Below are 16,094 nucleotides of genomic sequence, written 5' to 3'. Positions count from 1 at the left end.
GCCGCTAAGCCATCTTCATGCGTTGCAGCTTGTTATAGAGCGTCTTCGGGCTGATGCCGAGCAGCGTGGCAGCCCGGTGACGCGTGCCGCCGACGGCGTCGAGCGTCGCCCGAATCAGCAAATCTTCCACGTCGGACAGCGGCGTGCCGACCGTCACCTGCACGCTGCCACCGTTCAGCCGCCGTCCGCCCGAACCGTTCGTCTCGTCGGCGCGCAGCGAATCGACGATTTCCCCCGACGCGTTGTAGGCACGCCGCACGCGTTCGTGCAGTTCGCGGACGTTGCCGGGCCAATCGTAGGTCAGACACTCCCGCACGAGGTTTGGGCCGATGCGCTTGTTCACGGTGGCGAGGCCGCTCGCGTTGATCTCGCGGTTCAGTTCGTCGACGAGTGCCTCGGCCAGCAGCACGGCGTCGTCGTCCCGCTCGCGCAGTGGCGGCAAGGCGATCGAAGCGGCATCGAGCCGCAGCCAAAGATCTTCGCGCAGCACGCCCTGAGCGACGGCGTCGCGGGCGGGCTTGCGCGTGGCCGCGACGATGCGGCAATCGACGCTGACTTGATTGTTGCCGCCCACCCGCATGTACGTCTGCGAATCGAGGGCGCGCAGCAGCGCTTCTTGCTGCGGCAACGGCAAGTCGGCGATTTCGTCGAGGAACAGCGTGCCTCCCGCCGCTTGCTCGAACAGTCCCGGTTCGCGCCGCTCGATCGACGGTATCGCGCTTTCCTGGCCGAACAGCATGCTGTCGAGCCCGCGTTCGATGCCGCCGCCGTCGCGCGCGAATGCGCGGCAGTCGAATACGACGAACGGGCCTTTGCGGCGCCGGCTCATCTCATGCAGCGTGCGCGCGGCGATTTCCTTGCCCGTTCCCGCTTCTCCGCAAATGAGCACGGCCGATTCGGTCGGCGCGAGGCGCTCGATCGCATCGTAGACATGCTGGATGGCGTCGCTGCGGCCGATGATCGGGCCGAAGCGGCCGAGCCGGCGCAGCGACGCGCGCAGCGCCTGCACCTCTTCCGTCAATTCGTAGGGACGCGGAATGCGGGCGAGCAGGCTGCGCAGCCGCGGGATGTTGACCGGCTTGAGCAGGTAGTCCCAAATCCCGTGACGCAATCCTTCGATGGCGCTTTCCACCGTCGCGTTACCCGTCATCACGATCACAGGGACCACCCCGTCCGGCTGGGCCGGCAGGTTATGCAGCAGATCGAGCCCGCTGCCGTCCGGCAAATTCAGATCGATCAAGACAACATCGGGGATGAAGCGCGTCAATGCGGCGCGCGCCTCGGCGAGCGAGGCGGCCGTATCGACGGAAAAGCCGTCGGCGGCGACGATCGCATTGAGGCCGGACAAGCTATTGGGATCGTCTTCGACAATCAGGGCGTGTGGCATGGCTGGCGTAATCAATTAGGAAGTCGAGAGCCCGTCGGCGCCCGGAAGGAATGACGCCATCCACGGGAAACGCAACTCGACGGCGTGCGGGCTACCAATTGAGAAAGCATTTGGCGTGCCAGATCGTTCTCCTTTATAGAACAAGGGTTTGCACCCACCACTCGGCAAGAGCGGCAGGTCGGGCCGGCCTACAGTGAAAAAACGACCGGTAAAGATTGCTTAACCATACACCACTCATACGAAAAAAAAAGCGCCCCTGGGGGCGCTTTCAGTCGGTATAACGTTCCGTATATGGCGCCCACGGGCGCCATGAGCTGGCACGCTTACGCGCGGCTGCGGTATTCGTCGGTACGCGTATCGATTTCGATCTTGTCGCCGATGTTGCAGAAAAGCGGCACTTGCAGTTCGAAACCGGTGGTGAGCTTCGCCGTCTTGAGCACCTTGCCCGACGACGTATCGCCCTTGACCGCGGGCTCCGTGTACGTGATTTCGCGCACGAGGGTGGTCGGCAGTTCGACCGAAATCGCCTTCTCGTTGTAGAACACGACTTCGCAGGGCATGCCGTCTTGGAGGTAGTTGAGCGCATTGCCCATCATCTCGGCTTCGACTTCGAACTGGTTGTAGTCGGCGTCCATGAACACATACATCGGATCGGCGAAGTACGAGTACGTCACTTCCTTGCGGTCGAGCACGACGACGTCGAACTTGTCGTCCGCCTTGTAGACCGATTCCATGCCGGCGCCCGTCAGCAGATTCTTGAGCTTCATCTTGACGACGGCCGAGTTACGACCCGACTTGTTGTATTCGGCCTTTTGCACGACCATGGCGTCGCTGCCAATCATCACGACGTTGCCCGTGCGCAGTTCCTGTGCAATCTTCATAAAACGATCCTGTGCGAATAAAGTGATTGATCTGTTGCTCAACGGCATCGACATCGATCGCTTCAATCGGTCGCGCTTCGCTCGGTGCTACCGGCCTGCCCGGCTTAACTTCCGCCGGATCGCCGGCGCGCTCTTAAACGCTACGCCGTTGGATAACCGTTTATTTTAACTGAGATTTTGCGAATTCGGCTAGGTTCGCGGCGAGATCGCCGATAGACGCAAGCTCGTCAGCCCAACGCTCGGCACGCGTTCGGAGCACGTGCCGGTGATCCCAAAAATCGGCCCAATCGGGCGTTCCGGCCCCGTTCCAGGCATGCCAAAAGCGGCCGAGCGCCGTCTGCGCGGCCGGCGCCAGCTCGCGCGCGTAATGCGCGAGCGCGGCGTCGAGCTTGGGCAGGTGAGCGGCGTCCGCCTGGGGGTAGATGTGCCAAACGAAGGGCCGGCGGGCCCACTGAGCACGCACGAACGAGTCTTCTCCGCGCACGAAATTCAGATGGCTCGCCCAGAGCAGCGTATCGAATTCGGGCTGGGGGCGGAACGCCAGCGAATGGGCCCGCAGGCTGCCGCATGCGAAATGCGCGCCGGCGGCGAACGCCGATTGCCCTGCGAAACGGGCGAGCGCGCCGGAGATACGGCCTTCGGGCACGAGCAGCACGATCGGCTCGGCGCCATCCCGCCATTGTTCGAGCAAGCCGTCGACGGCGGGGTTTTCGTAGGAGAACAGCGAGATCACGGTCGCGTTCGATTCCGGCGCGGCGGCGCCGGTCGTCTGCCGCCACCAGGCCTCGCGCGCCGTCGAGGACGCGTCGAATGCAAGGCGCGCGTCGTCGAGCTTGCGCTCTTTGATCACGCCCCCCGTGCCCGGCCCGAGACCGGGAAAAAAGAACGTTTTCGTCAGCGGATAACGGGCATGCGGCGATGGCTTGAGATGGCATTCCGCCACCCAATCCTCGGCACTCAAATATTCGAGGTTCAGCCAGACGGGGCTGCGATGACGCCGGGCCATCGCGGCAACGTACGCCGGCGGAAGCTCGCAGGCGAACGCCTCGATGACGATGTCGGCCACCGCGAGCGCGTCGCCCGCATGCGCGGGCGCGTGCCAGTGCTCCACCACGATGCCGTCGACGCGCTGACGGGGCCGCGTGACGTCGAGCGCCGGGCAGAGGCGGGCGAACGTATGCAGATCGTCGACGAGCAGGCGTACCTGCCAGCCGTATTCGGACGACAGCTGGCGAGCCAGGCGCCAGCAGACGCCGACGTCGCCGAAGTTGTCGATGACGGCGCAAAAGAGGTCGCAAGACAGGGTGTCGCCGGGCGCCGGTACGGGGGCGCTAGGCGCATGCTCGGCCGGCACCCCGTGGATCGCGGGCAGGGGAGCGTCGGGCGCTGCGGCGGGGCGTGCGGGTCGAGTCGGGGCCATGGGCTGGATCAAACGAGGAACGGACGAGCCATACGCAAGAAACGGGCAGCGGCGCAGCGGGAACGGGCGTTGTGCCACGTTGCGCCACGCGGCCCGGCGGCGCGAACGCTTGCGCAAATGGTCTAAACTGGCAAGATTCTAAAGCACGCCGCGCGTTACCGTTAGCCCAGCGCGGCGCTTCGCACCTGACTCGCATGACCGATTCCGACGCTCCGAACCCGCCTTTCGAACCGAAGAAGTTCCTAGCCCAATTACCGCATTTGCCGGGCGTGTATCGCTATTACGACGCGCAAGAGAATGTGCTCTATGTCGGCAAGGCACGCGATCTCAAAAAGCGCGTATCGAGCTACTTCACGAAGACGCAGCTTTCCCCGCGCATCGCGATGATGATCACGCGCATTGCCCGGATCGAAACGACGGTCACGCGCTCGGAGGCCGAGGCGCTGCTGCTCGAAAACAATCTCATCAAGGCGCTCGCGCCGCGCTACAACATTCTCTTTCGCGACGACAAGTCGTATCCGTATCTGAAGCTCACGGGCCATGCGTTTCCGCGCATGGCGTACTACCGCGGCGCGGTGGACAAGAAGAACCAATACTTCGGGCCGTTTCCGAGCGCCTGGGCCGTGCGCGAGAGCATCCAGATCCTGCAGCGCGTCTTTCAACTGCGCACCTGCGAGGACTCGGTGTTCAACAACCGGACTCGGCCTTGCCTGCTGCATCAGATCGGACGCTGCACGGCGCCGTGCGTCGGCGCGATCGGCGAAGAGGATTACGCGCGCGACGTCTCGAACGCCTCGCGCTTTCTGCTCGGCCGGCAAAGCGAGGTCATGAAGGAGCTGGAAACCAAGATGCATGCGTTCGCGGCCGAGCTCAAGTTCGAGCAGGCGGCGGCGGTGCGCAATCAGATGAGCTCGCTCTCGACCGTCCTGCATCAGCAGGCGATCGAAGTCGGCGGCGACAGCGACGTCGATATTCTGGCTGTCGTCGCGCTCGGCGGCCGCGTCTGCGTGAACCTCGCGATGGTGCGCGGCGGGCGGCATCTGGGCGATAAGGCTTATTTCCCGGCGCATGTGGAAAGCGGGTTCGGAGGGGACGAGGCGGACGATGCGGAGCAGGAACCGCAAACGCAGAGCGAGCCTGAGGCCGCGAACCGTCTCGAACCCGGCGTCGAAACCGAAGTGCTCGAAGCGTTCATCGCGCAGCACTATCTCGGCAACCGTGTTCCGCCCGTGCTCGTCGTTAGTCATGCACCGGCCAACCCCGAACTCGTCGATCTGCTGACCGAGCAGGCCGGGCACAAGGTGGTGTTCGTGCGTCAGCCGCAGGGGCAGCGCCGCGTCTGGCTCGGGATGGCCGAGCAGAACGCGCGTCTCGCGCTCGCGCGGCTGCTGTCCGAACGCGGCTCGCAGCAGGCGCGCACGCGGGCGCTGGCCGAAGTGCTGAGCATGGAGTGCGACGATCTTGCTTCGCTGCGCGTCGAGTGCTTCGACATCAGCCATACGATGGGCGAGGCGACGCAGGCGTCGTGCGTCGTTTATCGCGACCACAAGATGCAGACGTCGGAGTATCGGCGCTTCAACATCGCCGGCATCACGCCGGGCGACGACTATGCCGCGATGCGGCAGGTGCTCACGCGTCGCTACGAGAAGCTCGCGCTGCTGGCCGCCGAGAGCGCCGACGATCGCGCGCAGGCGCCGCAGGCCGAGGGCGAGCCGCTAGCCGCGGCCGATTCCGCGGACACCATCGCCGGCGGCGGCGTCTTGCCGAACATCGTGCTGATCGACGGCGGCAAGGGGCAAGTCGAGGTCGCGCGCCAAGTGTTCACCGAACTCGGGCTCGATCGCTCGATGCTCGTTGGCGTGGCCAAGGGCGAGGGCCGCAAGGTCGGATTGGAGACGCTCGTATTCGCGGATGGCCGCACGGCCCTCGAACTCGGCAAGGAAAGTGCCGCGCTGATGCTGGTCGCGCAGATCCGCGACGAAGCGCACCGCTTTGCGATCACCGGCATGCGCGCGAAACGGGCGAAGGCGCGTCAGACGTCGCGGCTCGAAGAGCTCGAAGGCGTCGGCGCGAAGCGGCGCCAGCGGCTGCTCGCGCGCTTCGGCGGCTTGCGCGGCGTCGTCGCGGCGAGCGTCGAGGATCTGGCCAGCGTAGAGGGGATCTCGCACTCGCTCGCCGAGCAGATCTACCGCCAATTGCATTAGCGTGTCCCGGGGGAGCGGCCCCCGGCCAGTTCAACCCATGCGGTCATCGGCCGGGTGCTCGGGCGCTCGGCTTGTGGCGGGTCCGGCGACGCGGCACAATGGCGCATCCTTGACCCGCTCCCTTACCTCAACGCCTGCCACTCGTCCATGCCGTTCAACTTTCCGATCTTTCTGACATGGCTGCGGATCGTGCTGATTCCGCTCGTCGTCGGCGTTTTCTATTTGCCCGATTCGATGATGAGCGGCGTCGATCGCAACATGGCCGCGGCGGCGATCTTCGTGCTGGCCGCACTGACCGATTGGTTCGACGGCTTCCTCGCTCGTAAATGGAACCAGACGTCGGCGTTCGGCGCGTTTCTCGATCCGGTCGCCGACAAGCTCATGGTGACGGCCGCCTTGCTCGTGCTCGTGCAGCTCACGCGGATCCAGTCGGCGATCGCGCTCGTGATCGTCGGCCGCGAAATTGCCATTTCGGCCCTGCGCGAATGGATGGCGCAGATCGGCGCCTCGAAGAGCGTCGCCGTCAACCAGCTCGGTAAATTCAAGACGGCTTGCCAAATGGTGGCGATTCCCATGCTGCTGTACTACGGCAAGGTACCGCTCGGCGGCGGCCTCGCGATCGACACGCGCGTTTGGGGGATTTGGCTCATCTATCTCGCCGCCGTCCTGACGATCTGGTCGATGCTCTATTACATGAAGCTCGCCTGGCCGCAAATTCGCGAGCGCGGCGGCGCGAACTAATACTGATGCCGATATGGAGCGGCGCGAACCGTCTGACCAGACAGGTTCGTTCGCGTTCCTATCGGCCTGAAAGCTCGCGTGAAAGCGCGCGGGCGACCTCTTCGACCACGGCATCCCATTGCCCCGGCGACGGCTGCCGTGCAAGCCGGGCACTCGGGTACCACGGGCTGCGGTCGGTGTTCGCGAACCAGCGCCAATCGGCGGCGAACGGAAGCATGAGCCAAAGCGGTTTGCCCAGTGCGCCGGCCAAGTGGGCGATCGACGTGTCGATCGAAACGATCGCGTCGAGCCGGTCCACGATGGCGGCCGTATCGGCGAAATCGGCGATACGCGTATCGAAGCGGTGAAGCGAAGCCGTACGCGCCAGCGCGTCGAGCGCGCGTTTGTCGTCGTCGCTCAGATTCGGTTGAAGCACGAGCCAATCGATGCCTTCGAGCGCCAGCAGCGGCGCCAGGGCAGCCACCGGCATCGCGCGGTTTTCCTGGGCTTGGATGCGCCCCGACCAGGCAAGGCCGACCTTCACTTTCGCATGGCCGCCGAGCGAGCCGCGCCAGCGGCGCCGGTAGGCGGGCGGCACATCGAGATAGCGGCGCGGCGCGGGGAGCGCGTCGAGCGTTGCGCCCAGCGCGAGGGGCAAGCTCAGGAGCGGGCAGTGCAGATCGGCTTTCGGGCGAGTCTCTCCCGCAACCGCCAGCGTCACGCGCCAATCCTTCGCCAGCGGCGCGACGAGCGGTTCGAGCTCCCGCTGCACCGTCAGCACGACGCGTCCGGCGCGCTCGCGTGCGAGCGGTACGAAGCGCAGGAACTGCAGCGTGTCGCCGAAGCCTTGTTCGGCTTCGATCAGCAGCGTGCGGTCGTCGATCGGTTCGCCGCGCCAGCGGGGCGGGGCGAGGGTGGCCGATGTCGTTTTCTCTTCCGCTTTCCTTTCCTCTTCCGCCGCTGCCGCGATCGCGAGCCGCGATTCGTAGGCCGGCAAACCGCGCGCGAGATCGCCGAGCGTGAGCAGCGTCAGTGCGCGATTCAGTTGCGCCGAAGCGAGGTCGGGCCGTAGCCGCAGCGCCTGATCGAACGCGCGCAGCGCGGCATCGTGCGAGCCCAGGGCGTGATGCGCATTGCCGAGGCCGAGCCATGCGAGCGCGAGTTGCGGATCGAGACCGACCGCGCGCTCGAAGCGGGCGATCGCGTCGGCATGCCGCCCCTGTGCCGCGAGCGCGTTGCCGAGGCCTAGCAGGGCCGGCGGAAACGCGCCCTGCAGCGTGAGCGCGGCTTCGAACGCGGCGGCGGCTTGCGCATGACTGCCGATGGCGTCGAGCGTGTTGCCGAGATTGAAGTGAGCCGCGACGAAGTTCGGCTGCGCCGCCAGCGCCGCGCGAAATTGCGCGAGGGCGTCCTCGGTGCGGCCGAGTGCCGCGAACGCCATGCCGAGGTTGTTGTGCGCGCCGGCATGGCCCGGGCGCAGCGCGAGGGCGCGCGAGAACGCCGCGATCGCTTCTTCGCTGCGGCCTAGCGCGTGCAGCGCGTTGCCGAGATTGTTGTAGGTCGAGGCGTCGTTCGGCTGCAGCCGCAGCGATCGCTCGAACGCGTCGACGGCATCTTGGTGGCGGCCCACCAGGGCGTACGTGTTGGCGAGGTTGTAATGCGCGAGCGGAAATTCGGGCGCGAGCGAGAGTGCGTTGCGAAAGCGGTCGATCGCGCCGTCGAGGCGGCCCAGCGCTTTCAGCGCATTGCCGAGATTCAGTTGCAGCGCAGCATCGTTCGGCCGTAGCGCGACCGCCCGTCCGACGAGGTCGGCCGCTTCTTCGTGCCGTCCCTGCTGGTGACGAAGCACGCCTAAGAGGTGGAGGGCGTCGGTGTGGACGGGGTCGGCATCGATCGCGGCGCGGTAGTCGCGCTCGGCGTCGGCGAGTCGTCCGTCACGATGCGCCGCGTAGGCGCGCGCGAAAAAGGGTTCCATGACGGCAAGCAGTGGCGCAGACAAACGCGGCATTGTCCCATACTCGGCCGGCCGAACCTAACGTGCGGCGGTGCCGTCTCCGGGAAGCCATGCCCGTGATGCGGGCATGGCGAGTTCGAGCCCCGATGCGCAACGGCCGGCGTACACTTGGCGGGATCTCGTGGTTTGCCGGAGGACAAGCATGGCCGCCGTCAACGTCAACGCGCTGCCGGTGCTGATCGTGGGGGCCGGGCCTACGGGGCTCGCCTGCGCGATGAGTTTGGCACGCGCGCGCACGAGCGTGCGTCTGATCGATCGTGCGCCGCAGCCGACTACGCATTCGCGCGCGATCGGCATCCAGGCCCGCACGCTGGAGCTGTTCGAGCAGCACCGGATCGTCGAGCCTTTCCTCGAGCGAGGGCACCGCCTGCGCGCCGCCAATCTGTATTCGAACGGCACTCGGCTCGCGCGGCTCGATTTCGATCCGCTCCAAACGCGCTATCCCTATCTGCTCTGTCTAGATCAAACGACGACGGAGCGGCTGTTGACCGAACATCTGTCGACGCTCGGCGTCGAGATCGAACGCGGTGTGGAGCTCGTCGGCCTGCGGCAAGACGCCTCCCAAGTCGAAGCGCAGCTCGCGCATGCCGACGGTCGCGAGGAAACGTGCAGTGCCGCTTATATCGTTGGCGCCGACGGCGCGCACAGCGCCGTGCGCCGTCTGCTCGGCCTGAACTTCACCGGAAAGACGTTCGAGCAGACGTTCATGCTCGCCGATCTCCAGATCGCCTCCGATTTGTCGGACGATGAGTTCCATCTGTTTGCATCGGCCGACGGGTTGGCCGGCGTCATTCCGATGGGAGGCGGCCGCCATCGGCTCATCGCCGATAACGCGCCGGCGCTTGCGGGCGAGAAGATGCCGCCCGCATCGGCCCCGAACGGTGGCGGGGATGCCGGGGCCGATGCGACCTTGGACGAGCATGTGCTTGCGTCGGTCTCCGCCGGCGACGATCCGACTCCCTCGCTCGAAATGTGCCGTGCGATCATGGCCAAGCGCGTGCATCACCCGATGATGCTGTCGGCACTCGATTGGTCCAGTTATTTCCGCCTTAATAGCCGCATGGTCGAACGGCTGCGTACGCAGCGCGTGTTTCTGGCCGGCGACGCTGCGCATGTTCACAGCCCGGCCGGTGCGCAGGGGATGAATACGGGCATCCAGGAAGCGTTGAATCTCGGCTGGAAGCTGGCGCGCGCGATGACCGGCCGCGCGGGCGAGCCGCTGCTCGACACCTACCAGCTCGAGCGGCATCCGATCGAGCGCGATGTCCTGCGTCAGACCGCTTTCATCACGCAATTGGCTGAAGCCGAGCGCGGGCCGCTGAAGCTGCTGCGCGAACGCGTGATGCCGGTGCTGGCGGCGTTCGGTCCGCTGCGCGATGCGGCGCGGCTGATGGTCAGCGAGCTGGCGATTCAATATCGGCGCAGCCCGCTCACGCTCGAGCGCGTGCTCGACGGCGGCCCGCGTGCCGGCGAGCGGGCGCCCGATGCGCTCGTGCATGTCGTGGACGGCCCGCTCGGGCGCGCGCCGGGCACGGGGCATCTTTACGATCTGCACGACCCGGGGTTCTTTTCGCTGTTCGTGCTCGTCGATCCGCCCGGCGGCGCCGATGCCGTGCTCGATGCGACGGGCACGCTGGCCGGGCCCGAGATCAAGCCCGACCCGGAACTCGATTGCCTGAGTTCGACGATCGAAGCGACGTTGTCGGACGCGGTGCGGATTTGGCGGGTGACCGATGCGCAAGAAGGCGACGTGTCGTCGCTCACGCATGCCTATGGCCGAACGCGTCCGGCGTTTTACCTCGTGCGGCCGGACGGCTACATCGGCGCGCGCGGGCGGCCCGCATCGGATGCGAGCGCACTCGCGCGGCATTGCGAGACTTGGCTCGCGGGCGCACGCAAGGGGCTTTGATCGGGGGCTTGGACCGCGCGGGCGGTTCGCCTGAGGCGCCCGCTCGCCGAGCGCCTCAGGGACACACGACGGTAGCCGTTGCTCGTCTTACGCCACCGCTTGCGGCGTCAGCGCGTCGCGCGCACGCGTGAGCGATTCGCGGACGATCGGAGACATCGCCTCGCTTGCGGCAGGCTCGTCGAGCGAGGCGAGAATCGCGCGGCGCATGCGCGGCTCCCAAAAGCGCCGAATGTGCTCGGAGATGTCGGTCAGCGCCTGCTCGCGATCGGGCATCGACGCAAAGAAATCGCCGATCTGATTCGCCATCTCGATCAAATGCTCGATCTTCATCGCTGCCCGCCTTGGTTCATCGATCTTCCGTTGCCGAACGTACTCGTGATCATCTTCATTTGCCGCTCGTCGCTTCGGCCATGGCCCGCTCGCGCTCGCGCAGCAACTCGAGCTGCGTCTCGCTGAAGCGTTCGTAGTGCTGCTGCCATTCCGACGGCTGCTGCACCGGCTGAACTTGAACCGCCGTCACCTTGTACTCGGGGCAGTTCGTCGCCCAATCGGAGCTGTCCGTGGTAATCACGTTCGCGCCCGACTCGGGGAAATGGAACGTCGTGTAGACGACCCCGGGCTGCATCCGTTCGCTGACGAGCGCACGCTGCACCGTATGTCCCGCTCGCGATTCGATGCCGACCCAGTCGCCCGTCTTGATCCCTCGGTCCTCGGCGTCGTGCGGATGGATCTCGAGACGATCCTCCTCGTGCCAGCGCGAGTTTTCCGTGCGGCGCGTCTGCGCGCCGACGTTGTATTGCGAGAGGATGCGGCCCGTCGTCAGCAGCAGCGGGTAGCGCCGCGTGACTTTTTCGCGCGAAGCCACGAACTGCGTGATGACGAACTTGCCCTTGCCGCGGACGAATTCGTCGACGTGCATCGTCGGCGTGCCTTCGGGCGCTTGCTCGTTGCAGGGCCACTGGACGCTGCCGAGCCGATCGATCAGCTCATACGAAACGCCGTGGAAGGTCGGCGTGAGCCGCGCGATTTCGTCCATGATCTCGGACGGATTCACATAATCCATCTCATAGCCGAGTGCGCGAGAGAGCAGCTGCGTGACTTCCCAGTCGGCGTAGCGCGCGAGCGGCGGCATGACGCGGCGCACGCGCGAGACGCGGCGTTCAGCGTTCGTGAAGGTCCCGTCCTTTTCGAGGAACGACGAACCGGGCAGGAACACGTGCGCGTATTTCGCCGTTTCGTTCAGGAAGATGTCCTGCACGACGATGCATTCCATCGCCGTGAGCGCGGCCGCGACGTGCTGCGTGTCGGGATCCGATTGAACGATGTCTTCGCCTTGGCAGTACAGCGCCTTGAAGCTGCCGTCGACGGCAGCGTCGAACATGTTCGGGATACGCAGGCCCGGCTCGGGTTGCAGTTGCACACCCCAAGCCGCTTCGAATTCGTGGCGCACTTCGTCGCCGCCGATATGGCGGTAGCCCGGCAGCTCGTGCGGGAACGAACCCATGTCGCACGAGCCTTGGACGTTGTTCTGGCCGCGCAGCGGGTTCACGCCGACGCCTTCGCGGCCGATGTTGCCGGTCGCCATCGCCAGGTTCGCGATGCCCATGACCGCCGTCGAGCCTTGCGCATGCTCGGTCACGCCGAGGCCATAGTAGATCGCCGCGTTGCCGCCCGTCGCGTACAGCCGTGCGGCCTTGCGCACGAGTTCGGCGGGCACGCCCGTGATGTCGGCCGTCGCTTCGGGCGAGTTCTCCGGCTTGGCGGTGAACGCGCGCCACTGCTCGAACGCGAGCGCTTCGCAGCGCTCGGCGATGAACGCATCCGCCAACAGGCCTTCGGTGATGATCGTATGCGCGATGGCGTTGATCAGCGCGACGTTGGTTCCGGGGCGCAGCTGCAGGTGATAGGCGGCCTTGACGTGCGGGCCGTCAACGAGATCGATGCGGCGCGGATCGACGACGATGAGCTTGGCGCCTTCGCGCAGGCGGCGCTTCAAGCGCGAGCCGAAGACGGGGTGGCCGTCGGTCGGATTCGCGCCGATGACCATGACGACGTCGGAGTGGGCGACGGACTCGAACGTTTGCGTGCCGGCCGATTCGCCGATCGTCGTCTTCAGGCCGTAGCCCGTCGGCGAATGGCAGACGCGCGCGCAGGTATCGACGTTGTTGTTGCCGAAGGCCGCGCGCACCAGCTTCTGCACGAGGTAGGTTTCTTCGTTCGTGCAGCGCGACGACGTGATGCCGCCGACCGAGTCGCGTCCGTACTTCCCTTGGATGCGGCGGAACTCCGAGGCCGCATAGGCGATCGCTTCTTCCCACGTCACTTCACGCCACGGATCGGTGATCTTGGCGCGGATCATCGGCGTCGTGATGCGGTCTTTATGGGTTGCATAGCCCCAAGCGAAGCGGCCCTTCACGCAAGCGTGGCCTTCGTTCGCCTGGCCGTTCTTGTACGGCGTCATGCGCACGACTTCGCTGCCCTTCATCTCGGCTTTGAACGAGCAGCCGACGCCGCAGTAGGCGCACGTCGTAATGATCGAATGCTCGGGCTGGCCCACGAACGAGACCGTCTTCTCGACGAGCGTGGCGGTCGGACACGCCGCGACACAGGCGCCGCACGAGACGCACTCGGACTCCATGAACGGCTGGCTTTGGCTTGCTGCCACGCGCGATTCGAAACCGCGCCCGGCGATCGTCAGCGCGAACGTGCCTTGCGTTTCCTCGCAGGCGCGCACGCAGCGATTGCAGACGATGCACTTGGACGGATCGTAGTCGAAGTACGGGTTCGATTCGTCCTTGACGTCCTTCAAATGGTTGGCGCCGTCGAAGCCGTAGCGCACCTCGCGTAAGCCGACGACGCCGGCCATGTCCTGCAGTTCGCAGTCGCCGTTGGCGGGGCAGGTCAGGCAATCGAGCGGGTGATCGGAGATGTACAGCTCCATCACGTTGCGCCGCAGTGCTTGAAGGCGATCGCTTTGCGTCCGCACGCGCATGCCGGCTTCGACGGGCGTCGTGCACGAAGCGGGGTAGCCGCGCTTGCCTTCGATTTCGACGAGGCACAAACGGCATGAGCCGAACGGCTCGAGCGAATCGGTCGCGCACAGCTTCGGCACGTTGACGCCGGCTTCGATGGAGGCGCGCATGACGGAGGTGCCCGCGGGCACCGTGATGCTGCGGCCGTCGATTTCGAGCGTGACGTCGGTGTCGGCGTGCCGGCGCGGCGTGCCGTAGTCGGTGTCGTCCTGCGGCGAGAACGCGCTCGAACGGCATGCGCAGTTGGCTGAACCGCAGCCGCCCGAATTCATCGAGGCGGAAGGGGTGCGGGCGGGCGCATCGGACATGTGAGGCTCCGTCAATCAGGCTGCAGCCGCTTTCGGCGCAGCGGGACGAAGACCGAAGTCTTCGGGAAAGTGGTCGAGGGCGGACAGCACGGGGTAGGGCGTCATGCCGCCCATCGCGCAGAGCGAGCCCGACACCATCGTGTCGCACAGGTCGCGCAGCAGCGTGATCTGTTTTTCGGAGGTGTCGCCGTTGCGAATGCGCGCGATGACTTCGACGCCGCGCGTCGAGCCGATGCGGCACGGCGTGCATTTGCCGCACGATTCGACCGCGCAGAAGTGCATGGCGTATTCGGCGAGCTCGGCGAGGTTCGAGGTGTCGTCATGCACGACGAGCCCGCCGTGTCCGACGACCGCGCCTACTTGCGCATAGGCCTCGTAATCCACCGGGATATCCCACTGGCTCTCGGGCAGGTAGGTGCCGAGCGGGCCGCCCACTTGAACGGCGCGCACGGGGCGGCCGCTCGCGGTGCCGCCGCCGTAGGTGTCCACGAGTTCGCGCAAGGTCACGCCGAAGGCGAGCTCGACCAGACCGCCGTATTTGATGTTGCCGGCCAACTGGAACGGCAGCGTGCCGCGCGAGCGGCCCATGCCGAAGTCGCGGTAGAACTTCGCGCCGCGCGCGAAGATGATCGGCACGGTTGCCAGCGTGATGACGTTGTTGACGACCGTCGGCTGACCGAAGAGGCCGGACAGCGCGGGAACGGGCGGCTTCGCGCGCACGATGCCGCGCTTGCCTTCGAGCGATTCGAGCAGCGCGGTTTCTTCGCCGCAGACATAGGAGCCGGCGCCCTTGGCGACTTCGAGTTCGAAGGCATGCGCCGAACCGAGCACGTGCTCGCCGAGCCAGCCGGCCGCGCGCGCTTTGCCGATGGCGGCGTTCAGCATGGCGATCGAGTGCGGGTATTCGCTGCGCACGTAGATGTAGCCGCGCGTGGCGCCCGTCGAAATGCCGGCGATGATCATGCCTTCGATCAGCGCGAATGGATCGCCTTCCATGGCGAGACGATCGGAGAACGTGCCCGAGTCGCCTTCGTCGGCATTGCAGACGATGTATTTCTGCGCGGCTTTGGCCTCGCGCACCGTGCGCCATTTGATGCCGGCGGGGAACGCGGCGCCGCCGCGGCCTCGCAGGCCCGATTCGAGCACGGTTTCGCAGGCCGCCTCGGCGGTCATGCCGAGCGCGGCTTTGAGGCCGGCCAAACCCTCATGGGCGACGTAGTCGTCGATCGAGAGCGGATCGGTCAGCCCCAAGCGCGCGAACGTCAGGCGCTGCTGCTTCTTCAGATAGGGGATTTCGTCGACGATGCCGACCGAGCGTTCGTGTTGGCCGCCGGAGAGAAATCCTGCATCGAACAACGATGCAACGTCGGAGGATTCCACATTGCCGTAGCCGACACGACCGTCGGCTGTCTGCACTTCGACGAGCGGCTCGAGCCAGAGCAGGCCACGTGAGCCGTTGCGTACGAGTTCGACGGCGAGCCCGCGGCGCGCGGCTTCTTGTGCGATTGCGTTGGCCAGCGCATCGGCGCCGAGCGCCAGTGCCGACGAATCGCGGGGAACGAAAACACGCGTCGTCATGCGGACTCCTTCGCGGTGGCGCTGCTCGAGCTTGATTGCGCGTCTACGCATGCTTTATCGAGCAGGGCATCGAATTTTTGCGGCGTGACCTTCACGTGCAGTTCGCCGTTGATCGTCATCGACGGCGACAGCGCGCATTGGCCGAGGCAGTAGACCGATTCGAGTTCGACCTGGCCGTTGCCGCCGCTATGAACATGGCCGTTGCCATTAGCGCCGGCTGCATGCGCGGGGTCGAAGCGGCAACCCGTGCGCCCTTCGATGTGCCGGGCCAGCGCTTCCGTGCCCATGCTGCGGCACGCTTCGGCGCGACACAGCGCGACCGTAACCGGCGCGGGCGGATGCGTTCGGAAGTGGTGGTAGTACGTAATGACGCCGTGAACTTCGGCGCGAGACAGATTGAAGGCGCGCGCGAGCGGCGCGACGGCTTCGGGCGGGACAAAGCCCGCGTCGTCTTGAATGGCGTGCAGCACCGCGATCAGCGATGCGCCCGGCGATGCGTGACGTTGGACGAGTTCGTCCGGCGCCAGGGCGCTGGCAGGTTCCAAGGTGGGGGCTCCTCTTAGACTCCAATATGCACTTGCTCGTCATATGACGTGCATATATGCTCGGCTTTAGCCGTTGTTTTCGAACAATAGGCGCGG

11 protein-coding genes are annotated in these 16,094 nt (G+C 65.9%); 3 read left to right on the top strand and 8 right to left on the bottom strand.

Annotated elements, in window-relative coordinates:
* Positions 1–4 precede the first annotated feature (4 nt).
* From DWV00_RS20760 to earP, 3 genes are all read right to left on the bottom strand, one after another.
* Positions 5–1,387 (bottom strand): sigma-54-dependent transcriptional regulator, encoded by a 1,383-nt coding sequence (locus DWV00_RS20760; RefSeq protein ID WP_115535483.1) that lies wholly within the window; start codon positions 1,385–1,387, stop codon positions 5–7.
* A gap of 323 nt (positions 1,388–1,710) precedes the next feature.
* A complete protein-coding gene (efp, locus tag DWV00_RS20755) occupies positions 1,711–2,268 on the bottom strand; it encodes an elongation factor P (protein WP_115535482.1) in 558 nt (185 codons plus the stop codon).
* 160 nt (positions 2,269–2,428) lie between these two features.
* Positions 2,429–3,688, bottom strand: coding sequence for an elongation factor P maturation arginine rhamnosyltransferase EarP (gene earP / locus DWV00_RS20750; RefSeq protein ID WP_115535481.1), 1,260 nt, complete (start codon positions 3,686–3,688; stop codon positions 2,429–2,431).
* Positions 3,689–3,882: 194 nt separating this feature from the next.
* On the opposite strand from earP, the gene uvrC reads away from it, so the two are divergent.
* Both uvrC and pgsA read left to right on the top strand, forming a co-directional pair.
* Entirely contained in the window at positions 3,883–5,892 is a 2,010-nt protein-coding gene (gene uvrC, locus DWV00_RS20745) for an excinuclease ABC subunit UvrC (RefSeq protein ID WP_115535480.1), read from the top strand.
* A 147-nt stretch (positions 5,893–6,039) separates the two neighbouring features.
* Entirely contained in the window at positions 6,040–6,633 is a 594-nt protein-coding gene (pgsA, locus tag DWV00_RS20740; protein WP_115535479.1) for a CDP-diacylglycerol--glycerol-3-phosphate 3-phosphatidyltransferase, read from the top strand.
* 58 nt (positions 6,634–6,691) lie between these two features.
* Here the strand turns inward: pgsA and DWV00_RS20735 are convergent, their stop codons facing one another.
* Positions 6,692–8,587: a tetratricopeptide repeat protein gene (locus DWV00_RS20735; protein WP_115535478.1), complete on the bottom strand. Its 1,896-nt coding sequence runs from the start codon at positions 8,585–8,587 to the stop codon at positions 6,692–6,694.
* A 181-nt stretch (positions 8,588–8,768) separates the two neighbouring features.
* On the opposite strand from DWV00_RS20735, the gene DWV00_RS20730 reads away from it, so the two are divergent.
* The gene (locus DWV00_RS20730; RefSeq protein WP_115535477.1) at positions 8,769–10,535 is read left to right on the top strand and encodes an FAD-dependent monooxygenase; all 1,767 of its coding nucleotides are present in this window, start codon (positions 8,769–8,771) and stop codon (positions 10,533–10,535) included.
* Between the two features lie 87 nt (positions 10,536–10,622).
* Here the strand turns inward: DWV00_RS20730 and DWV00_RS20725 are convergent, their stop codons facing one another.
* Genes DWV00_RS20725 through DWV00_RS20710 form a run of 4 tightly spaced genes read right to left on the bottom strand, consistent with a single transcriptional unit; the run spans position 10,623 to position 15,998 of the window.
* On the bottom strand, positions 10,623–10,865 hold the full coding sequence (locus DWV00_RS20725) for a formate dehydrogenase subunit delta (RefSeq protein ID WP_115535476.1): 243 nt from the start codon (positions 10,863–10,865) through the stop codon (positions 10,623–10,625).
* A 55-nt stretch (positions 10,866–10,920) separates the two neighbouring features.
* Positions 10,921–13,875: a formate dehydrogenase subunit alpha gene (gene fdhF / locus DWV00_RS20720; protein ID WP_115535475.1), complete on the bottom strand. Its 2,955-nt coding sequence runs from the start codon at positions 13,873–13,875 to the stop codon at positions 10,921–10,923.
* 15 nt (positions 13,876–13,890) lie between these two features.
* Entirely contained in the window at positions 13,891–15,453 is a 1,563-nt protein-coding gene (locus tag DWV00_RS20715; RefSeq protein ID WP_115535474.1) for a formate dehydrogenase beta subunit, read from the bottom strand.
* Positions 15,450–15,998 (bottom strand): NAD(P)H-dependent oxidoreductase subunit E, encoded by a 549-nt coding sequence (locus DWV00_RS20710; protein WP_115535473.1) that lies wholly within the window; start codon positions 15,996–15,998, stop codon positions 15,450–15,452. The genes DWV00_RS20715 and DWV00_RS20710 overlap by 4 nt, the downstream gene beginning before the upstream one ends.
* Positions 15,999–16,094: the final 96 nt, after the last annotated feature.

Origin of the sequence: Trinickia dinghuensis (genome assembly GCF_003367175.1) — a bacterium.
Taxonomy (GTDB): Bacteria; Pseudomonadota; Gammaproteobacteria; order Burkholderiales; family Burkholderiaceae; genus Trinickia; species Trinickia dinghuensis.
The sequence above is the reverse complement of the archived record's forward strand: the minus strand, read 5'-3'. Positions and strand labels throughout refer to the sequence as shown.